The sequence below is a fragment of the Pseudarthrobacter sp. LT1 genome, from assembly GCF_035621795.1.
Lineage (GTDB): Bacteria > Actinomycetota > Actinomycetes > Actinomycetales > Micrococcaceae > Arthrobacter.
The window spans coordinates 2945695-2966158 of sequence record NZ_CP141830.1 but is presented as its reverse complement, the minus strand read 5'-3'; the positions used below and the strand labels follow the sequence as shown (position 1 = coordinate 2966158).

Genomic DNA, 20464 nt, shown 5'->3' with positions numbered 1-20464 from the left:
GTGAACTTCCTAGACTAAACAAGAACCGCTTGGTACACGTCATGGTTGCACTACCTCTGATGCAGTCACCAAGATATGCACGCTCCCGCTCTTGGCGGGCGAGAACATTTCCAGTGCTTTCGTTGTTCCCACTGTCGCGTCCTGCATCGATCTCGTCGTGCACTGCAGCAGGCACCCTGATGGACGGCGGCAAGTCACGCAGATCCTGTCGCTGGGCCGTCGCGTGGAGAACGGCGTTATCGAATCATCCCTGGTCTTTGGCCTGGAGGACGGCGCCCTGCACCCCCGCGCCAATGCCATGCCTTCGGCGGAGAAATTCTCGAGGGCCGGGTACGACGTCGCCGCTCTGCTGGATCCGCGATGACGGCCACGCTGGTGGGAACGCTCGCCGGGGTTGGCCTCTTCCTCATCTGGTGGTCCTGCTGGGAAACGCCAAACCGTGGTCACCGCGAGCGTAGGCCCGGTCGACTGGCTGACCTGCTCGCGGCCGCCGGGGTCGACAAAGTCTCTGCGCGCGGTCTTCTGGGGACGTGCCTTGGGCTGGGGATCTTTGTGGCACTGCTCTTTTACGCGCTTAGCCGCTCCTGGCCTATCGCCGGCTGTTTCGGGCTCTTCGGAGCGTGGCTGCCGATCACCATACTCCGCTGGCGGGCCAGGAAACGGACGGCAATGCTGCGCCAACTCTGGCCCGACGTCGTCGATCACTTGCGGTCTGCAATCCGGGCAGGCCTGCCCCTGCCGGAGGCCCTCATCCAACTTGGGGACAAGGGGCCCGAGGAACTGCGGCCCCTGTTTCGCGAGTTCGGTGCCGACTACCGCGCCGGCGGCCAGTTCGATGGTTCTCTGAACACGCTGAAACAGCGGCTGGCCGATCCGGTTGCTGACCGCATCATCGAAGCACTCCGGTTGACGCGCGAAGTAGGGGGCTCCGACCTGGGGAAGCTCCTGGGCACACTGGCTGAATTCCTGCGGGAAAACGCACGGACCCGCAGCGAGCTCGAGGCGAGGCAGTCCTGGACCATCAATGCCGCCCGGCTCGCCGTTGCTGCGCCGTGGATCGTGATGATCCTCCTCGCGACAAGGCCCGAGGCAATCCAGGCGTACAACACTCCCATGGGTGCCGCAGTACTGCTCGGGGGCTTGGTGGTCTCTTTGGTTTGCTACACGATCATGTTGAAGATCGGGGCGCTGCCGCAGGACGAAAGGGTGCTCCGATGATTGTCCCTTCTCCTGCAGCCTTGGCTTGTGGAATCGGCCTTGGCCTCGGTTTGTGGCTTGTGATTTTCCGGTCCCCTCCAATGCGCCCCTTGAGGCTGTCGGATCGGATTGAGCCCCAACTGAAGTCGCAGAACCTGGAGTCGCGACTTCTGCGCGCCGGTGAGCAGAACGTGACGCCATTCGGCCCTCTTGAACGGATCCTCCGTCCCGTCTTCCGTGACTGGCTGTCCGCCCTGGGAAAACTCAACCCCTCGCCCGGCGCCACCACGCGGCGCCTTGCCCAGGCTGGAATCAACAAGTCACCCATCGACTTCCGCGCCGAGCAGTTGCTGTGGGCCGCGGCCGGTTTCGTATTCGCCCTCACCGTCGTCCTCATTGGTGCCGCAGCGGGCAGGTTCAGCCCTTTCCTCGCGGCCGCGGTGATCATTGGCAGTGCTGCAGCGGGCTTTGTGCTGCGCGACTACTGGCTCGGCGTCCAGGTCCGACGACGGGAAACCCGGATTATGGCAGAATTCCCCAGCCTTGCCGAACTGATGGCCCTGGCGGTCGGCGCAGGGGAGAGTGCGACGGGCGCCCTGGACCGGGTCTGCAGAAGTGCGAAGGGCGAACTGTCCAAGGAATTCTCGAAGATCCTCGCGGAGACAAGGGCAGGCAAGCCCTTGGTCCTGGCCCTGCAGGAGTTCTCCGCGCGCACCGATCTTGCACCGCTGGTCAGGTTCGTCGACGGCATCATCGTAGCGGTGGAACGGGGGACACCCCTCGCAGACGTGCTCCGCGCCCAGGCGCAGGACGTACGCGATTCAGCGAAGCGCGACCTCATGGAAGCCGCAGGGAAAAAGGAAATCGCCATGATGGTGCCGCTGGTATTCGGAGTGCTTCCCCTGACGGTGGTATTCGCGGTGTTTCCCGGTCTCGCGGCGATCAACCTGGGCTTCTGACGATGAGTACAACCCGAAGCCCGCATTTCAGCAACACCTGCAAGTCCCCTCACCGAAACAGGAATAGGACGCAAAGATGAAAACCATGGGAATCCGCTGGGCGACGCTGTTTCTGTCCCTGGCCGCCTTGCTGCAGCTCCAGATGATCCGGGCTGTTCGCCCGCACCCGCGTCAGGCCGCACAGTGCAACGTCGGTTCCGATCACGGCCGGGAGGCGCCGGCACCCGCATGCGATCATCCGGAGCGCGGCGACGTACCGGGCTGGGTGATGATTACGTTAATGTCAGCGGTTCTGGTGGCAGCCCTGCTGGCGCTCGCAGGCCCTGCACTTGAGGCCATGTTCAACCAGGCAATGGACAAGGTGGGGAACTGAACCATGAGGAGGGCTGCTCCCCGCACGGCTGAGCAGCCGGCGCTGTCCCGGGCAGGCGAGCGGGGATCGGCCGTGGTGGACTTCGTCCTGGTCGGCGGGCTGCTGACGATGTTCTTCCTGGCGATAGTCCAGCTGACCCTGGTCCTCCACGTCAGGAACACCCTCATCGATGCTGCCGCGTCCGGGGCGCGATACGGAACCCTCGCTGACCGCAATGCCTCCGACGCCGAAGAACGGACCCGCAGCCTCATAAGCCTGGCCCTCAACCCGAGCTTCGCGGAACAAATCAGTTCCAAGGAAGTGAACGTCAGCGGCATGCGCACCCTGGAAGTCACGGTCCGCTCTCCCATGCCTGTCATTGGTCTCATTGGACCGCGGGACCTGCTGGAGGTGAAAGGGCATGCAGCTGTCCAGCCCTGACCCATTCACCCGGAAAACAACGCCCGGCTACCACCCCGTGCTGGGCGCCAAGGCGCACCTGCACTTCCGGACCCGGCTGGCAGAAGCACTCTGCCGGGAGCGGCCCGGGGACACCGGCCCGGGGAACCCATCCCAGGAGTCCGCGCCTGCCCGCAGGGAAGGCGGGAACCAGCCGGGCCCGGCCCATGAACAGGGAAGCGCAGTGGTCGAATTTACGTTCCTTGCACTCCTGCTGATGGTTCCGCTGGTGTACTTCGTGATCACCGTCGGGCAGATCCAGGGAGGCTCCTTCGCCGTGGTGGGCGCCGCGGACCAGGCAGCGAAGGTCTACGTGGCCCAGCCTGATGCCTCAACCGCCCAGGCTGCAGCCGAGCAGGCGGTGGCACTTGCCCTCTCGGATTTCGGTCACCAGGCGGACCGGGCCAGCATGACCACCGCCTGCAGCCCCGCAGACTGCCAGGCGGCGGGCAGTACGGTAACAGTGACGGTGAGCCTGAGTGTGCCGCTGCCGTTCATCCCCTTTGCCGAGGGGCTGTCCGCCACAGAGGTTCAAGCGTCATCCTCCCAGCTGGTAGGGCGGTACCGGTGAAGCGCAGGGAACCGGACGAGAACGGCCAGTTGATGGTTATGATCCTCGGCTACGTGGTCCTGGCGCTCCTGGTGGCGACGGTGGTCATCGGAATATCCGCCGTCTATCTGGAGCACAAGCGCCTGCTGTCCCTGGCGGACGGGGCATCGCTTGCTGCTGCCGACAGCTACACGCTGGGGGAGGTCTCATCACAGGGCGGCAGCCCCTCGGCAGTCCTCAACCCGGCCCGCGTCCGGAACGTGGCCGCCGACTTCGTTGCCAGGAGCCCTGCGTCGCAACGTTTCTCCAGCCTTGCCGTTGCGGGGGCAACGGGTACGCCGGACGGTTCCACCGCCGTCGTGGTCCTCACAGCGGCCGTCCACCCGCCTGTGGTGAATTTCCTGATACCCGACGGCATCCCCATTGAGGCGACGTCAACCGCGCGCTCGCGGTTGACCCGGTAGGACGCAGGCCGCCGAGCCCGCCGGTATTCCCCGATAGCGTAGGCTTAAACCACCATGGCCAATATTGATTTTTCCGCTGAAATCCGCGCGCTCCGCGCCACCTACGAGTCCATCGAACGCGTCACCGACGTGGAGGCGCTCAAGGAAGACATCGCCGAACTCAGCGAGCGGGCGGGGGAGCCAAACCTTTGGGACGATCCCGCGGCCGCGCAGAAAGTCACTTCCCGGCTGTCCCACCGCCAGTCTGAACTGGAGCGCCTCACCAACCTGGAGTCCCGGATCGACGACCTCGAGGTCCTGGTGGAACTCGGGCAGGACGAGGACGACGCCGACTCGATGGGGGAGGCCGCTGCCGAACTCGAGTCCATCAAGAAGGCCCTCAAGGACCTGGAAGTGGTCACCCTGCTGTCCGGCGAATACGACGAACGCGAAGCTGTGGTCTCCATCAGGGCCGGTGCGGGCGGCGTGGACGCGGCGGACTTCGCCGAAATGCTCATGCGCATGTACCTCCGCTGGGCTGAGCGGCACGGCTACCCCACCACGGTCATGGACACCTCGTACGCGGAGGAAGCCGGACTGAAATCAGCCACTTTTGAGGTGAAGGCGCCGTATGCGTACGGCACGCTCAGTGTGGAAGCCGGCACCCACCGCCTTGTCAGAATCAGCCCGTTTGACAACCAGGGACGCCGCCAGACGTCGTTCGCGGCCGTTGAAGTCATTCCGCTGATCGAGCAGACAGACTCGATCGAGATCCCGGACAACGAAATTAGGGTGGACGTATTCCGTTCCTCCGGCCCGGGCGGCCAGTCGGTCAACACCACGGACTCTGCCGTCCGCCTCACCCACATCCCCAGCGGCACCGTGGTCTCCATGCAGAACGAGAAATCGCAGCTGCAGAACCGCGCAGCTGCCATGCGCGTGCTGCAGTCCCGGCTCCTGCTGCTGAAGAAGGAACAGGAGGACGCGGAAAAGAAGGCGCTGGCCGGCGACGTCAAGGCCTCCTGGGGCGACCAGATGCGCTCCTACGTCCTGAACCCATACCAGATGGTGAAGGACCTGCGCACCGAACACGAGGTGGGCAACACGTCTGCGGTGTTCGATGGCGAGATTGACGATTTCATCGACGCGGGCATCCGCTGGCGCACTGACAACCGCAACGCTGAAAAGTAGGCCGTCCTCCCGGGTCCTCCCGGCTGGCCGCCGGCTGATCCGGCGACACGCGACCGAAAGCCCGCCCAACCGCCGGCCATCCTGCGTATAGTCGAGGGGCCGGGGCCCTACTTTCCCCAAACGAAAACCCGTGCACCGGCTGCAGAACTGGGCTGCATCAGACGGATCAGCCATGCCCTGCAGGGTACTTAGGGCCATGATCCGATTCGAAAATGTCACCAAGGTTTACGACCAGAAAGCCCGACCGGCACTGGATTCCGTCAATCTTGAGATCGACCGCGGCGAATTCGCCTTCCTCGTAGGTGCTTCCGGTTCCGGGAAGTCCACCTTCCTCCGGCTGGTGTTGAAGGAAGACCGCGCCACCTCCGGTGCCGTGTACGTCGCCGGCCAGAATGTCGCCAAGATTTCCAGCTGGCGCGTTCCCCGCCTCCGGCGCGGCATCGGCGTCGTCTTCCAGGACTTCCGGCTCCTGCCGCAGAAGAACGTGTTCGCCAATGTCGCATTCGCCATGCAGGTCATCGGCAAGAGCCGCAGCGTGATCCGCGACACCGTCCCCGAGGTCCTCAAAACAGTCGGACTCGAAGGCAAGGAACACCGCATGCCGCACGAGCTGTCCGGCGGCGAGCAGCAGCGCGTGGCCATCGCGCGCGCCGTTGTCAACCGGCCCGGAATCCTCCTCGCAGACGAGCCGACGGGAAACCTTGACCCCACCACGTCCATGGGAATCATGGGCGTGCTGGACAAGATCAACCAGAACGGAACCACAGTGGTGATGGCCACCCACGACGACGACATCGTCAACGAGATGCGCAAGCGGGTGGTGGAACTCAAGAATGGCGTGGTGATCCGCGACGAAGCCAGGGCCTTGTACACCTCGATGATCCCCGTCGTCGGCCAGTCACGGCGCCTGAAGGACGCCAGCGGCAGGGAAACGCCCGACGCCGGTCTTCCGGGCAGCGGCGCCGAAGGCGAGGCCCAGCGGTGAGGCTCGCATTCATTCTTTCCGAGATCGGCAGCGGCCTGCGCCGCAACCTTTCCATGGTGGTCTCAGTCATCCTGGTCACGTTCGTGTCCCTCACGTTCGTGGGCGCGGCCGGCATGCTGCAGATGCAGATCAACCAGATGAAGGGCTATTGGTACGACAAGGTCCAGGTGGCCATCTTCCTTTGCAGCGAAGGTTCGACGGCGCCGGGTTGCGCCTCGGGGCCCGTCACCCCTGAGCAGCAACAGGGCCTGAACGCGCTCCTGGAGTCACCGGCCGTGGCGCAGTACATCAATGACTTCCAGTTTGAGTCCAAGGATGAGGCCTACAAGCACTTCAAGGACCAGTTCTCCAACTCGCCCATCGTTGATTCCGTGACGCCGGACCAGTTGCCGGCATCGTTCCGGATCAATATGAAGGACCCGGAGAAGTACCAGATCATCAGCGAGACCTTCTCCTCCCAACCGGGCGTGGAAACGGTGATTGACCAGCGCCAGCTGCTCGAACGCCTCTTCTCGGTGATGAACGGGGCTTCCCTGGTGGCAGTGGGCATCGCAGGTGTGATGATCGTCTGCGCGATCCTGCTGATCGCCACCACCATCAGGCTCTCTGCATTCAGCAGGCGCAGGGAGACCGGAATCATGCGGCTTGTCGGTGCATCCAAGACCGTCATCCAGTTGCCGTTCATCCTCGAGGGCGTCATAGCGGCGGTCATCGGTGCAGCCCTGGCCTCGGGCACCCTGTGGGCAGTAGCGCAGTTCTTCCTGGGCGACTACATGTCCCGCCAGTACCCTGACACGGCCTTCATCTCCTCCGGCCAGACCCTGATCCTCGCACCGGCGCTGCTGGTCCTTGGCGGATCCTTGGCAGGAATTTCGTCTCTCTTGACCTTACGCAGATATTTGCGCGTTTAGGCTGTGCACACCGACCGAGGAATGCCCATGAACGTAACTGATCAGACCTTGCACCGCCCCCGGCACAGCCGCGGGCGGTCCGCTGCCCGCCGTCTGGGGATCGTCAGCGGCGTGCTCACCCTCATCCTTTCCGCCGGCATGGCCGTTGCGACTCCTGTGGCGTTCGCAGACGACCTCGAAGACCGCAAGGCTGCGCTCGAGGCTGAAGCTGCCCGTGTCCAGGCGTCCCTGGAGTTTGTCGATTCCCGGATTGCCAAAGCTGCCGGTGACCTGGTGATCTACCAGGGCCAGTTGCCGGGTGCCCAGCAGGCGCTGCTTGAGGCCCAGGGTCGGGTAGCCGGCGCGGTCAAAGAAGTCGAAGCCCTGTCGGCCCGCGTGGACATGGCCCAGCAGAACAAAGCCAAGATCACCCAGCAGCTGGAAACAGACAAGCAGAAGATCGCGGACACCAAAAAACTGATCGGGCAGATCGCCACCCAGGCCTACAAGTCCGGCGGCGTTCCCTCCAACCTGTCTCTCTTCTTCGGTTCCAACAGCGGCAGCAGCCTGACCGAAACCATGGACCTCGCGGACCAGGCCATGCGCAGCCAAAACGCTGCCATGGACAAGCTCAGCCAGCAGAATGCCACCAACGTCAACTCCGAAGCCCGGCTTCAGGCCGTTGAAGCGGAAATCAAGGACCTTAAGGCCAAGGCAGATGCCGCCCTGGAGCGGGAGAAGGCAGCCCGCGATGAGGCTGCGGCCAAGAAGGCCCAGGTTGACCAGCTGATTGCCGACACCACCCGGCTCGATGCCGAGCTCCAGGCGGCCAAGCCCGGGATCCAGGCGCAGCTCGCCGGCGTCCAGGCCAACCAGAACCAGGTGGCCAACGAAATTGCTGAACGTGACCGCAAGGCCCGCGAGGCGTGGGAAGCAGAACAGCGCCGGCAGGCTGAGGCCGCAGCTGCAGCCGCTGCCGCTGCCGCTGCGGCAGCGAACCGCCCCGCCCCGCCCGTCCAGCCGTACGTACCGCCCGCGGCCGGCTCGCCGTCGGCCTTTGGCCTCCGCCATCCTTTCGACGGCAGCATCCCCATCACTTCCGGCTTTGGGTACCGCACCACTCCGCCGGGAACGATCGACTTCTACGGCACCGGCGGCTACATGCACACCGGCATCGACTTCGGTGCCGCCTGCGGCACCCCCGTGTATGCGGCAGCCGCCGGGGAGGTCTTCAGCTCCGGGTGGAACTCCGCCGACGGTGGCGGGTGGCGCGTCAAGATCGATCATGGCTTGATGCAGGGCAACACCCTGACCACCATCTACTACCACAACTCGAGCATCGTGGTCTCAAACGGGCAAAGGGTCTCGCAGGGCCAGCTGATCGCCTACTCGGGCAGCACCGGCAACTCCACCGGCTGCCACGCCCACTTCGAAACCTGGCTCAACGGCAGGGCTGTGGACCCCATGGGCCTGCTGTAGGGCACAAGCGCCGCTGCCGTAGACTTGTATAGCTCCGGGCCGAAGGCCCGGAGGCATCCGACCTGAACCCGAGGAGTTTTCCCGTGCCCAAAGAAAGTGGCCGTAAGGTGGTGGCCACCAACCGCAAGGCCCGGCACGACTATCACGTGCTGGACACTTACGAGGCCGGCATCGCACTGATGGGCACCGAGGTGAAGTCGCTGCGCGAGGGCCACGCCTCGATGGTGGACGGATTCTGCACGTTCTACAACGACGAACTGTGGATGGAAGCAATCCACATTCCCGAGTACAACCAGGGCAGCTGGACCAACCACGCTGCGCGCCGCCGCCGTAAGCTGCTGCTGCACCGCGAGGAGCTCATCAAGATTTCCCGCAAGGTCCAGGAAGCCGGCTACACCATCGTGCCGCTCCAGCTGTACTTTGTGGACGGCCGGGCCAAGGTGGAAATCGCCGTTGCCCGCGGTAAGCGTGAGTACGACAAGCGGCAGACACTGCGGGAACAGCAGGACAACCGTGAGGCCCAGCGCGAGATGCGCGAGCGCAACCGCCGGCGCTAGGAATTATTTCGGCAGGGCGTGCGTTAGTATGGATAGTCCGGCAGGCTTGCCAGCCGGTTTGGTAACAAAATACGGGGATGATCGGTTTCGACGGTGTTAGTCGCGACAGGTGAAGCGGGCCGAGGATGCAGAATTATCTCGTAAACGCTTTCTGCAAACCAATAAGTGCCGAATCTAAGCGCACTGACTTCGCTCTTGCTGCCTAAGCAGTAAGACAGTCCGTCAGCCCGGGGTTGCTATCGCCCCGGATCCTGGCGTCATTTAGATAGCCACTGCTGTTTGCTCCCGTCATCGGAGTAAACGGGACTTTTAGATGACTGGGCCCGGATCAGCCAGCTGTTTGCGGCATGGCTGGGGCCGAGAAAATCCGACGCAAACTGCGCCCGGAGAAGCCCTGACAACACGACATCGGACGGGGGTTCAATTCCCCCCATCTCCACCCCGGCGGGCCGGACATCCACAGGATGTCCGGCCCACCCTTGTGAAACACCCCGGTCTTCGGACCGGGGTGTTTTTCTTTGCCATGATCCACGCCCGGGCCCAAATGCTCTACCGGGGCGGACCGGCATGCAGGTACCGTCCACATATGCACAACGATCCGCCACAACCGCCTACGGAAGTCCTGGATGCCGGAACGTGCTGGGACCTCCTGCGCGGCGTCTCCGTCGGCCATCTGGCTGTCCTGGTGGACGGGTATCCGGAAGTCTTCCCCGTCAACTACAAGGTGGATCAACAGTCAGTTGTTTTCCGCACCGGGGAAGGAACGAAGCTGCGGGCCGCCGGGGGACCACTCGCCGTCGCCCTTGAAGCCGACGGCCACGACGATTCCCAGGCATGGAGCGTGCTGGTGAAAGGCAGGGCAGTCATCCTGGAGCCCTCAAAAGAGCTCCTGACCGGGGCCGGCCTCACGTTGTTTCCCTGGCAGGCCGGAGAAAAGGACCACTTTGTCCGCATCGTCCCCACGTCCGTCAGCGGCAGGCGCTTCACCATCACGTCACCGCTGACATGGTGGAACCATGTGGGGCAATCCGCAGGCAGGGACACCGCGTAGCCGCCGGCGGGCCCATCGGCCCTTTGCTGGACGACTCCTTGCTGGTACCACTGACCTATGATCGCGTCCCCTACCGCCGCTGCTGCCAAGCCTCCTTTTGACGCCGTCATTTTCGACCTGGACGGGGTGGTAACCAACACGGCGCTGGTCCACCAGGCCGCCTGGAAGGACGCGTTCGACCGGATCCTGCAGGACCCGAGGATTCCGCCGGGTACCAACCGTGCCCCGCTCAGCAGGGCGGACTACCTCACCTATATCGACGGCATGCCGCGGGAGGAAGGGGTGGTGCGGTTCCTGGCAAGCAGGGGAGTACATCTTGAGAAGGGCCAGGAGGCGGATGAGTCCGGAGCCTGGACCGGATTCGGCCTGGGCCGGTGGAAGAACGCACTGTTCCTGGAACACCTCGAGCGGGACGGCGTCCAAAGCTACCCCGGGACGCTGCAGCTGCTGCAAAGGCTTACAGGCGCGGGAGTTCCAACGGCCGTGGTCACCTCAAGCCGGAACGCCGCATCCGTCCTGGAGGCAGCGGGAATACAGGATCTCTTCACCGTGGTGATGGACGGCGCAGCCGCGGCACGTCTTGGGCTGCAGGGAAAGCCGGCCCCTGACGTTTTTTTGGCGGCGGCAGCCAGGCTGGGAGTCGCTCCGTCGCATGCCGTGGTGATTGAGGACTCCGCTGCAGGCGTTGAGGCCGGGCGGCGGGGCGGTTTTGGCCTCGTGGTGGGAATCGATCGCAGCGGCAGCCGCCGCCAGCTGGAGGCGGCCGGAGCGGGCACTGTGCTTAACGACGTGGGTGAACTGGACCTGGGGCTGATCATCGGCAACGCCTGGCACCTCGCCTACGAAGGATTCGATGCCCTGCACGAGGGACACCGGGAAGCACTGACCACCTTGGGCAACGGGTACATGGGGATCCGCGGAGCCGTACCCGAGGGGGGGCCGTTCAGCTACGCCGGTATGTACCTCGCCGGTGTCTACAACCGCGTCATGGTGAATGCGGCCGGCGAAATGCTGCTCGAGGAACACATGGTCAATGCGCCGGACTGCCTTCCTTTGGATATCCGCCTGGCCGGCCAGGAGTGGTGGTCAGAGGGCGGCATGACCCCGGTCCGCGAACGCCGGGTCCTTGATCTCAAAAGGGCTGTGCTGGAGCGCCGCCTGCTGTTGAAGGGCGGGGACGGCCGCCGCATAGAGGTGGTTCAAACCCGCTTCGTATCCATGGCCGAACCACATCTGTTGGTGCTCGAGACGACTGTCACCGCACTGGGCTGGAGCGGAGCAGTGGAGGTCCGCAGCGGGATCAACGCCGGTGTCCGCAATGCCAATCTGCCGGAACGCGCCCAGGGGTCCGATGTCCACCTGGCTGACAGGACGGCCCCGCAGTGCGCGGACCAGGACCTGCCCCCGGACGCGGCCTCCGTCGTCGAAGTTGAAACCACCCAAAGCCTGATCCGCATCGCCGCAGCGTACCGGACCCATGTATCTCCCCAAGCAACGGCCATTGAGGACGGCAGGAAAGGGGCCTTCCATTTCCGCACCCTGCTGCTTTCCCTGGACGCCGGTACCGCAGTGCGGATCACCAAGACGGTAGCCGTGGTGACATCCCGTGACCGTGCCATCTCCTCCCCGGAAACGGGCGCCCGCGCAGTGTTGGACCGGGCAGGCGGGGATTTCAATGCCCTCCTTGCGGCCCATGAGGAAGCATGGCGGCGGGAACTCCGTCCATTCCTGGTGGAGATCGACGCTCCCGTCCAGGTACGCCTGGTCCTAAACCTGCACATCTTCCATCTCCTGCAGACGCTGACGCGCCACACCGCCGAACTGGATGCCGGTGTCACTGCGCGCGGACTCCACGGCGAGGGCTACCGCGGCCACGTCTTTTGGGACGAACTGTTTGTCCTGCCTGTCCTCACGTCAAGGACGCCCGATATTGCCCGTTCCGTCATTGAGTACAGGTGGCGGCGGCTTCCCGCCGCACGGCATGCAGCATCGTTGGCCGGGCTGGCGGGAGCAAAGTTCCCTTGGCAAAGCGGCAGCGACGGGAGCGAGGAAACCCCGAAATGGCTGTACAACGACAGGTCCGGCAGATGGGTCCGGGACTACTCGCATCTGCAGGTGCACTCCGGCCTGGCGGTCGCCTTCAACGCCTGGCAGTACTTCCAGGCAACCGGGGACAAGCTCTGGCTGCTTCAGAAGGGGGCTGAACTGGTCATTGAGGTTGCCCGCTTCTTCTTCTCGTTGGCGGCATACGACCAGGATGGTGCGCGGTATCACGTTCGTGGCGTTGTGGGCCCGGATGAATACCACACGGCATATCCCGGCCGCGACGAACCAGGGTTGAATGACAATGCCTACACGAACGTCATGGCGGCGTGGGTTTGCTCCCAGGCCGCGGGGATCATGGCATTCCTGCACGGCAGTGAGCGCGCCGGGCTGATGGACCGTCTTGGCGTCACGGATGAGGAAGCGGCCGGGTGGGAACGTTTGGGGACCACGATGTATGTGCCCTTTCACAGAGACGGGGTCATCAGCCAGTTTGAGGGCTACGAGCAGCTGAAGGAGCTCGACTGGGAACATTACCGCGACACCTATGGTGACATTGAGCGGCTGGACCTGATCCTGGAAGCCGAAGACGACGAAACCAACGGCTACAAGCTGGCAAAGCAGGCAGACGTCCTGATGCTTCCATACCTCCTGGGACACGAGGGGCTGCTCACCGTCCTGCAACGCCTGGGCTACGGGTTTACGCACGAGCAGCTCAACCGGACCATCGAGTACTACCTTGCCAGGACCGCCCATGGTTCGACATTGAGCCGCGTTGCCCACGCCTCCGTGCTGGCCGGAGTTGACGCCGACCGGGCCTGGGACAGCTTCCGTGAAGCGCTCGACGCCGACCTCGACGACACGCAGCACGGCACCACGCGCGCGGGCATCCATTTGGGTGCGATGGCTGGAACCATCGACGTGGTGCAGCGCAGCTTTGCGGGGCTAAGGTTTAGCGGCGACACCATCCTGTTTGCTCCCAACCTGCCCACAGGGCTGCGCGCGGTTGCCTTTGATGTCCTGTACCGGGGACACCGCCTTCGCATTCATCTTAAGGACGGGGACATGAGCATCGCCTCGGCACCCGGTGACGCCGGGCCCATCAAAGTGCACGTGGGTGGCCAGGACGTGGGCCTCCCTCCCGGCGAGACCCGGCATTTTCCGCTGCCTTCCATGGCTTCCGGGCTGGCGGCGTCATGAAGCGGCTGGGGATCCTTACCAGCGGGGGTGACTGCCCGGGAGTCAACGCGGTTATCCGGGGAGCCGTGCTGGGCGGTGACGTTGCGCATGGGTACGAATTCCTGGGATTCCGGGATGGGTGGCGTGGTGTCCTGGAACAGGACGTTGTTCCTTTACCCCGGACGAGCGTCCGGGGGATTTCGCGCCTGGGCGGAACCATCCTGGGCACGTCCAGGACCAATCCGCTGGTAGGGAAAGGGATCGACGGCGTACGCGCCTGCGTCCAGCGCAACGGCCTCGACGGACTGATTGCCATCGGGGGAGAGGGCACCTTGGCGGCGGCCCGCGAACTGTGCGGACAGGGCATCAATGTGGTGGGGGTGCCCAAGACCATCGACAATGACCTCGGCGCCACGGACTACACGTTCGGCTTTGATACAGCGGTCCAGACTGCCACCGAGGCCATCGACCGCTTGCGGACTACAGGCGAATCCCACCACCGGTGCATGGTTGCCGAAGTCATGGGCCGCAACGCCGGCTGGATAGCGCTGCATTCGGGAATGGCTTCCGGCGCACACGCCATCCTGATGCCTGAGCATCCCGTGTCCCTGGACCAAATTTGCTCGTGGGTACTTTCCGCCCGTGACCGTGGCAGGGCGCCCCTTGTCGTCGTGGCCGAGGCCTTCGCCCCCGAGGGCCACCCAGCCCCTTACGCCCCCCGCGGCCTGGATACCTTCGGACGACCGCGCCTGGGAGGCATCGGGTTGCTGCTTGAAGGGGAACTTCAGATAAGGACCGGCATAGAAACCCGTGCCACAGTCCTGGGCCACATCCAGCGCGGTGGCGAGCCCACCGCCTTCGACCGTGTTCTTGCCACCAGGCTGGGCCTGGCTGCTGTCGAGTCAGCGGCGGCAGGAAGATGGGGCACCATGGTGTCGCTCCGTGGCACCGACATCGTGAACGTTGGCCTCGAGGAAGCGCTGGGGGCACTGAAGGTGGTGCCGGAGGCGCGCTACCAGGAGGCCGCTGTCCTGTTCGGCTGACTTTCCTCCGGCCGGAGCCGGAGGACGGCGGATCCCGTAATCCTGTCGGCTGCCAGGTCTTCCAAAGCCCTGTCCGCAGCCTCGAACGGATAGGCGGTGGTGGTGATGGCCAGGGAAAGCCGGGCCGCGAGGGCCAGGAACTCACGCCCGTCGGCCCGGGTATTGGCCGTCACGCTGCGCACCTGGCGTTCGAAGAAGAGTTCCCTGCCGTAATCCAGGGAGGGGATGCCGCTCAGGTGGATCCCAGCGATGGCCAAGGTCCCGCCACGGTCCAGGGCACGCAGCGCCACCGGGACCAGGCCTCCCACCGGGGCGAACAGAATGGCACCATCGAGCGGTACCGGCGGGCTGTCGTACGCGTCTCCCGCATACTCGGCTCCCAACTCCAGTGCGAGCGCCCGGGCATTTTCAGAACGCGTCATCACGAACACGGAGGCGCCCTGCTTGAGGGCAAGCTGGGCCGTAATGTGCGCAGAGCTGCCGAAGCCGTAGATGCCCAGGCGCCCGCCAACGGGCAGGGCGGCGCGCTTCAGGGCCCGGTATCCGATGATCCCGGAACAGAGCAGCGGGGCGGCTTGTTCGTCGGTGAAGACCGGGGGCACCGGGTAGGCAAAATCCTCTGCGACAGTCATCTGCTCGGCAAAGCCGCCATCCCTGTCCCATCCGGTGAACACCGGCGAGAGGCACAGGTTCTCGTCGCCGCGGCGGCAGTAGTCACAGCGGCCGCAGACACCGCCCAGCCATGCCACCCCGACCCTGTCACCGACCCTGAAGCGGGAGCAGTCCGGCCCCGTTTCAATGACGACGCCGACTGCTTCGTGCCCGGGCACCACCTGCGGGTGCCGCGGAGGCAGATCTCCCTCAGTGAGGTGGAGGTCGGTGCGGCAAACGCCGCAGACGCTTACTTCCACCAGGATTTCACCGGCTGCCGGCCGGGGCGCGGCGCGGATCCCCTGTACCAGCGGACGGGTGGACACGGCACCGGGCTCATTCACCCACCATGCGCGCACTGTTTCTCCTGCCTGGAGCCTACTGGCCCGTGCCTCGTGGCGGCCCGCCTACTCGAAGCCGGCCCGCCTACTCGAAGCCGGCCCGGGTTGCGTCGTCCAAGGGGGTCTGCCACAAAAGCGGGGCGCTCACGGTGAAGCGCCGTCCCGTTACCGACTCCGGCGTGATGCGGATGAAATGCTCCTGCCCCACGCCCTGCCAGGGAAACAGGGCCCGTCGGATGTTATCAAGGTCAGGTCCTGTCGGCGCTGTGTCAACAGCCTTGCCTTTGACCACGACGCTCCAGGCCAGGCCGAACTGTGCGCTGACAGCATCTGCTTCCAGCGCCACGGTGGCGTCCGACTGGATGGCCTGCTGCTTGGTGCCGGCGCCGGTCCGGAAAACCAGCGTTTGGCCGTCCACCTTGTAGTTGACGGGAAAGACATCGGGATGGCCACCGGTGATGACGGCCAGCCGCCCCACCCCGGTTTGGCCGAGGAGCGTCCAGCACTCTTCCGCATCGAGGATTTCCGGCACAGGTACGTTTGTGTTGTCAGTCATAGGCCACAGCGTAGGCAACTCTCCGGCGTCCGGAAAGGGCATAAAGGCCCGGCGAAAAAGGAAGGACCTATGGCACTTGGGACCCGCCCGGCACGGTGGGACGCTGTGGGATGCCTGCTGGGGCTGCACAGTCGGCGCAAGCCGCCCGGCACGCCACAGGGCCGGCCCTCAGCCAAAGGAGAATCCCATGAAAGCCCTCGTCTATGGCGGACCCGGGGAGAAGTCCTGGACCGACGTCCCGGACCCCAGGATCCAGCAACCCGGTGACGCCATCGTCAAAGTCGACACCACCACCATCTGCGGCACGGATTTGCACATCCTCAAAGGTGACGTTCCCGCCGTCGAAAAGGGGCGCATCCTGGGCCATGAGGGCGTAGGAACCGTCGTGGAAACCGGTCCGTCCGTCACCGGCCTGAAGATAGACGACCGCGTCATCATCTCCTGCATCAAATCCTGCGGCCACTGCGCCAACTGCAGGACGGGCCTCTATTCACACTGCCTCGGGGCCGAAGGTGCGGAAGGCACCGGGTGGATCTTCGGCCACCTGATCGACGGGACCCAGGCGGAGTATGTCCGGGTTCCCTATGCCGAAAACTCGCTGCACCTGCTGCCTGAGGGCGTCAGCGACGAGCAGGCGGTGATGCTGTCCGATATTCTTCCCACCGGGTTCGAAATCGGCGTCCAGTACGGCCGGGTCAAGCCGGGCGACAGCGTAGCCGTGGTCGGTGCCGGGCCCGTGGGACTGGCGGCGATCACCACAGCCGGGCTCTATGGGGCTGCCACCGTGGTGGCCATCGACCTGGACGCCAACCGCCTCGAAAAGGCGATGGAGTTCGGCGCCACGGACACTGTCCTCTCGGGCAGCGGCAATTGGAAGGAACAGGTCATGGCCCTGACCGGAGGGCGCGGCGTAGACGTCGCCATCGAGGCCGTGGGCGTCCCCGCGACCTTTTCCATGTGCACCGGGATAGTACGGCCCGGCGGATCTGTGGCCAACGTGGGGGTGCATGGAAAACCAGTGGAACTGCATCTGGAAAATCTATGGATCCAGAACATCAACATCAGCATGGGCCTGGTGAATACCAACACCACGCCGATGCTGCTCAGGCTCGTGGCCCAGGGGAAGATCAAGGCGGAGAAATTCGCCACGCACCACTTCGGCTTCGACCAGTTCCTCGACGCCTACGACACGTTCTCCCGGGCTGCCGAGACCAAGGCGCTCAAGGTGATTCTCACGTCGTGACGTCCTGCCTGGAACTGCACGTCCTGACGGGAACTGCGGAGGGTTGCCGGGGGCCTAGAGCCAGTCCGCGGAGAAGTCGACCGGCGGCCACCACCGAGTGCGCGACCGCACGGCAAAACGCCGCCCGGTGATGTCCGTGGGGGTAATGGCCACCAGATGGTCCTTGATACCCGGCTCCCACGGTTCCCGGTCGGCATCGCCGTCCGGCAAAGCCATCCGTTCCTCATCGAAGGGTTCCGGCCGGCCTTTGGCCACTACGCTCCAGACTTCCGTGGCGTACGGATTGAGCCCGTCCACTTCGAGCGCAGCAACCGCGCCACTGAGCAGGGCGCGCAGCTTGGTGCCCGGTGCCGTGCGGAACACCAGCGTTTCTCCGGTAACGGAAAAGTTCACGGGAAAAATCTCGGGCACATCACCGTTGATGACTGCCAGCCGGCCGATGTAGGAGGACCGAAGATACCGCCAGCATTCGTCATGTTTCAACAGTTCGGTCCGGGACCCGGCAGGCGAATCAGTCATGCTACCGATCCTAGAGCCTTGACAGCAGCCGCGCACGGGTGGGTACAGGACCCGGTGTGGCGCCCGGACGTTGGAACAGGAACGTCAACCCACATCTCCTGAAGAGGGATTCGACCCCCACGCAGGCGGCGATGACGGCCGTGGTCAAGGCAAGCGGATAAATAAGCGCGATGGGCAATGACTTCGAGATGGCGGGCCCAACCGGCGACAAGGGGCCGTGGAAAGCCAGGACAAGGAAATCCATAATGGGCGCGTGCAGGAGATAGATGCCAAGGGTGCGCCGCCCAATCCACGACCCTGCCACCGCAATGGGCCGGTACCTGGTGACTGCACTGATCACCGCTACCAGTGCAATCACAGCGGCCAATCCTTGAAGGATGAAGACGGCCTGATCGAGTCCGGGGTGGTTCTCCGGCAGCGCCATCAGGGCAGCGAGGGCCGGGAGTGACACAGCGAGACAGCGCAGCCTGCGGGCGCCCGCGATGTGCAGGAAGATGTTCTTTCCGTAGACACCGGCGGCGAAGAAGACCGCAAGCTCCGGGACTTTGCCCCACTGGCCGGCAGTGCTGTCTACCAGCGTTGCGGTCATGATGCTCAGGGCTGCAAGAGCGGCCAGTACCACCCACGACGGGAGCTTCCTGCAGAGGGTCAGCAGCGGGACGTAGACGGCCAGGGCGTAAATGAACCAGAGGGGAGTGTCCGGGGCGATGAGCTGCAGGAAGAAATCACCGACAGAGACAACCCGCTGGGGCCGCGGCGAGCCCGCCAGGACGATGCCGAGCAGTGCATAGAGAAGCAGCCATACGGCGTACAGGTAATAGTTGCTCAGGCTGGAATTCCATGCCCTGCCGTTCCTGAACCCGTTGCGGACCTTGGATGCCGCAAGGATTCCGGAGACGGCAAGGAGCAGCGGCATGCGAACTGAGCCGAGTCCGGTTGCCACCATGTCCCAGAAGGCGAACGCAGCGCTGGCATCGTGCTCGAACCGGAGGAAGTGCCACAACCCAACGTGGAAGAGCACCACCGCGACGACGCACAGGCCCCGCGCCGCATCAATCCATTCGACGCGGACCTTTGCCGGCTGCTCCACAACGGCTGGTCCGTGGTTCCCCCATGACATTGCCCCAAGCTAACAGCGGGGCAGCAGGTATTTCTCTACTTGATGGAATATTGAGGGCGTTGGGGGTACCCCTCACAAAGTGCAGCGCTGCCCCTGCACCGTTCACCGAAGGCGTAGCCGGCGCGGGACTGGATTCGGGCCCTGCATCGTTGACTTCCGTAAGGCCCCTGAGGGCACCCGACCGCCGAGAGCGGAACTGAATCCGGAGGTGCGCCATGGAACAGGCGCAAGAACCAATGCCAGCGGACACAGGCGACGTCCTGGACTCCTACTCGCAGACGGTGATGCGGGTGGCGGCAGCAGTCACACCCCACGTTGCAGCGATTGAAATGACGGCGCAGCGCCGCAGTGGACGGGTCAGGGTGGGCGCAGGTTCCGCGGTCCTCTTCACCGAGGACGGCTACCTGCTCACAAACTCCCACGTGGTGGCCGGCACCCGGCAAGGCTTCGCGGTCTTTGGCGACGGCAGCAGGATGGAGCTGGAACTGGTGGGCGCGGACCCGTTGTCAGACCTTGCCGTGGTGAAAGGTTCGCGGCCCGGGATCCGGCCTGCAGAGTTCGGTGCGGCGGAATCCCTCCGGGTGGGCCAACTCGTGGTCGCAGTCGGAAACCCGCTGGGAATGGCCGGTTCGGTGACTGCGGGGGTGGTCAGCGGCCTGGGCAGGGCTATTCCGGTCTGGTCGGGCGGAAACCGGCGGGTCATCGAAGACGTCATCCAGACAGACGCGGCCCTGAACCCCGGAAACTCCGGCGGTGCGCTGGCGGACACCCATGCCAGGATCGTGGGCATCAACACTGCCGTGGCCGGAGCCGGATTGGGGCTGGCGATCCCGATCAACGCCACCACCCGCAGGATCATCTCCGCGCTCCTGTCAGACGGGAGGGTGCGCCGCGCGTACCTGGGCCTGGTAAGCACCCCCATGCAGCTCGGCTCCAGCGCCGTGATCCGGACCGGGCTGCGCGAAGGGCTCCGGGTCGTTGAGGTGCTGCCCGGTTCGCCCGCAGGCACGGCAGGCCTGTCCGCAGGGGACGTGATCGTCACAGCCGGCGGCCGTCCCGTCAGCAACGCCGAGAGCCTGCAGCGCCTGCTGTTCGCCGATGCCATCGGCCGGCCCCTCGACCTGGCCGTCCTGCGCGACGGCGCCGAGCTCCACCTGACAGCTGTTCCGGAGGAAATGACGGCCAACGGCGCTGGATAAGGGTCGACGGCGCCCCGGCACCGTGGGCGGGCACGTCCGGAAGGCGAAGTACGGAAGGCGAAGTACGAAAGACTACTGGCCGACCGGTGGCGCTTCCACGTCAGCGATGCCCACGAAACGCGTCCCCACGCCGTCGTACTCGCTGCGGACGCAGCCGGGGCGCACGGCGGGAACGTCGGAAGGGGCATGATGCCCGCACACCACGTAGGTGAAGTCCGGCCACCACTTCTTGGGCCGGGCGGCTTCCTCGTACCCGCAGACGGCGCATTCCAGGTGTACCCAGACGGGCCGCTTGCCGGTCCGGTTGGCCCGTGACTGCACCAGCCAGGGCGGGGGATTGTCCATGATGCCGCGGAGCTCGTCCTCCGACATCCATTTCGGCAGGCCGTGGCGCTGTGCCATCTCAAGGGGAACATCAAGGGTTATTGCTGCGTCGCGTCTGCTGATCATCACCTTC

At 64.7% G+C, this 20464-nt stretch carries 21 protein-coding genes, 1 other RNA gene and 1 pseudogene; 18 read left to right on the top strand and 5 right to left on the bottom strand.

Translation table 11 applies throughout. The features are described from left to right. Positions 1 to 55: 55 nt before the first annotated feature. The 16 genes and pseudogenes from VIK36_RS13950 to VIK36_RS13875 form a co-directional block, all read left to right on the top strand. Positions 56 to 364 (top strand): annotated as a pseudogene (locus VIK36_RS13950) (CpaF family protein); the annotation flags it as partial. Then, positions 361 to 1218, top strand: a complete 858-nt coding sequence (locus tag VIK36_RS13945) for a type II secretion system F family protein (protein ID WP_324642357.1) — start codon at positions 361 to 363, stop codon at positions 1216 to 1218. The pseudogene VIK36_RS13950 and the gene VIK36_RS13945, both read left to right, overlap by 4 nt. Further along, on the top strand, positions 1215 to 2156 hold the full coding sequence (locus VIK36_RS13940; protein WP_324642355.1) for a type II secretion system F family protein: 942 nt from the start codon (positions 1215 to 1217) through the stop codon (positions 2154 to 2156). The genes VIK36_RS13945 and VIK36_RS13940 overlap by 4 nt, the downstream gene beginning before the upstream one ends. Before the next feature lie 76 nt (positions 2157 to 2232). After that, positions 2233 to 2529, top strand: coding sequence for a hypothetical protein (locus tag VIK36_RS13935; RefSeq protein ID WP_324642353.1), 297 nt, complete (start codon positions 2233 to 2235; stop codon positions 2527 to 2529). A 3-nt stretch (positions 2530 to 2532) separates the two neighbouring features. Next, positions 2533 to 2949, top strand: coding sequence for a TadE family protein (locus VIK36_RS13930; protein WP_324642352.1), 417 nt, complete (start codon positions 2533 to 2535; stop codon positions 2947 to 2949). Next, positions 2930 to 3538 (top strand): hypothetical protein, encoded by a 609-nt coding sequence (locus VIK36_RS13925; RefSeq protein ID WP_255172632.1) that lies wholly within the window; start codon positions 2930 to 2932, stop codon positions 3536 to 3538. Before VIK36_RS13930 ends, VIK36_RS13925 begins: the two co-directional genes overlap by 20 nt. Further along, positions 3535 to 3981, top strand: a complete 447-nt coding sequence (locus VIK36_RS13920; protein ID WP_255172631.1) for a pilus assembly protein TadG-related protein — start codon at positions 3535 to 3537, stop codon at positions 3979 to 3981. Before VIK36_RS13925 ends, VIK36_RS13920 begins: the two co-directional genes overlap by 4 nt. 54 nt (positions 3982 to 4035) lie before the next feature. Beyond that, positions 4036 to 5151, top strand: coding sequence for a peptide chain release factor 2 (prfB, locus tag VIK36_RS13915; protein ID WP_324642349.1), 1116 nt, complete (start codon positions 4036 to 4038; stop codon positions 5149 to 5151). A gap of 196 nt (positions 5152 to 5347) precedes the next feature. Next, positions 5348 to 6136, top strand: coding sequence for a cell division ATP-binding protein FtsE (gene ftsE / locus VIK36_RS13910; protein ID WP_255172629.1), 789 nt, complete (start codon positions 5348 to 5350; stop codon positions 6134 to 6136). After that, positions 6133 to 7047, top strand: a complete 915-nt coding sequence (gene ftsX / locus VIK36_RS13905) for a permease-like cell division protein FtsX (protein WP_224026502.1) — start codon at positions 6133 to 6135, stop codon at positions 7045 to 7047. Before ftsE ends, ftsX begins: the two co-directional genes overlap by 4 nt. Before the next feature lie 27 nt (positions 7048 to 7074). After that, positions 7075 to 8505, top strand: a complete 1431-nt coding sequence (locus tag VIK36_RS13900; protein ID WP_324642348.1) for a peptidoglycan DD-metalloendopeptidase family protein — start codon at positions 7075 to 7077, stop codon at positions 8503 to 8505. Between the two features lie 83 nt (positions 8506 to 8588). Next, a complete protein-coding gene (gene smpB / locus VIK36_RS13895; RefSeq protein ID WP_043453530.1) occupies positions 8589 to 9062 on the top strand; it encodes an SsrA-binding protein SmpB in 474 nt (157 codons plus the stop codon). Positions 9063 to 9135: 73 nt separating this feature from the next. Next, positions 9136 to 9504: a transfer-messenger RNA gene (ssrA, locus tag VIK36_RS13890) on the top strand. A gap of 144 nt (positions 9505 to 9648) precedes the next feature. Next, a complete protein-coding gene (locus VIK36_RS13885) occupies positions 9649 to 10113 on the top strand; it encodes a pyridoxamine 5'-phosphate oxidase family protein (RefSeq protein ID WP_255172626.1) in 465 nt (154 codons plus the stop codon). A 57-nt stretch (positions 10114 to 10170) separates the two neighbouring features. After that, a complete protein-coding gene (locus tag VIK36_RS13880; RefSeq protein ID WP_324642344.1) occupies positions 10171 to 13356 on the top strand; it encodes an HAD-IA family hydrolase in 3186 nt (1061 codons plus the stop codon). Further along, the gene (locus tag VIK36_RS13875) at positions 13353 to 14378 is read left to right on the top strand and encodes an ATP-dependent 6-phosphofructokinase (RefSeq protein ID WP_255172624.1); all 1026 of its coding nucleotides are present in this window, start codon (positions 13353 to 13355) and stop codon (positions 14376 to 14378) included. The genes VIK36_RS13880 and VIK36_RS13875 overlap by 4 nt, the downstream gene beginning before the upstream one ends. On the opposite strand, the gene VIK36_RS13870 is transcribed toward VIK36_RS13875, so the two are convergent. Together VIK36_RS13870 and VIK36_RS13865 are read right to left on the bottom strand one after the other, a co-directional pair. After that, positions 14348 to 15388, bottom strand: a complete 1041-nt coding sequence (locus tag VIK36_RS13870) for a zinc-dependent alcohol dehydrogenase family protein (RefSeq protein ID WP_324642342.1) — start codon at positions 15386 to 15388, stop codon at positions 14348 to 14350. The genes VIK36_RS13875 and VIK36_RS13870 overlap by 31 nt on opposite strands. A gap of 67 nt (positions 15389 to 15455) precedes the next feature. Beyond that, the gene (locus VIK36_RS13865; protein WP_324642341.1) at positions 15456 to 15926 is read right to left on the bottom strand and encodes a pyridoxamine 5'-phosphate oxidase family protein; all 471 of its coding nucleotides are present in this window, start codon (positions 15924 to 15926) and stop codon (positions 15456 to 15458) included. Positions 15927 to 16113: 187 nt separating this feature from the next. On the opposite strand from VIK36_RS13865, the gene VIK36_RS13860 reads away from it, so the two are divergent. Continuing rightward, the gene (locus VIK36_RS13860; protein ID WP_255172621.1) at positions 16114 to 17169 is read left to right on the top strand and encodes a zinc-dependent alcohol dehydrogenase family protein; all 1056 of its coding nucleotides are present in this window, start codon (positions 16114 to 16116) and stop codon (positions 17167 to 17169) included. 54 nt (positions 17170 to 17223) lie between these two features. Here the strand turns inward: VIK36_RS13860 and VIK36_RS13855 are convergent, their stop codons facing one another. Together VIK36_RS13855 and VIK36_RS13850 are read right to left on the bottom strand one after the other, a co-directional pair. Continuing rightward, the gene (locus tag VIK36_RS13855; protein ID WP_324642339.1) at positions 17224 to 17688 is read right to left on the bottom strand and encodes a pyridoxamine 5'-phosphate oxidase family protein; all 465 of its coding nucleotides are present in this window, start codon (positions 17686 to 17688) and stop codon (positions 17224 to 17226) included. A 10-nt stretch (positions 17689 to 17698) separates the two neighbouring features. Next, positions 17699 to 18808 carry an acyltransferase gene (locus tag VIK36_RS13850; protein WP_324642338.1) on the bottom strand — a complete coding sequence of 370 codons (1110 nt, stop codon included), beginning with the start codon at positions 18806 to 18808 and terminating at the stop codon, positions 17699 to 17701. 215 nt (positions 18809 to 19023) lie between these two features. Here VIK36_RS13850 and VIK36_RS13845 point away from each other — a divergent pair, with 215 nt between their 5' ends. Continuing rightward, a complete protein-coding gene (locus VIK36_RS13845) occupies positions 19024 to 20007 on the top strand; it encodes a S1C family serine protease (protein WP_324642337.1) in 984 nt (327 codons plus the stop codon). 72 nt (positions 20008 to 20079) lie between these two features. Here the strand turns inward: VIK36_RS13845 and VIK36_RS13840 are convergent, their stop codons facing one another. Next, the gene (locus VIK36_RS13840) at positions 20080 to 20457 is read right to left on the bottom strand and encodes a hypothetical protein (protein ID WP_324642336.1); all 378 of its coding nucleotides are present in this window, start codon (positions 20455 to 20457) and stop codon (positions 20080 to 20082) included. Between the last annotated feature and the right edge of the window lie 7 nt (positions 20458 to 20464).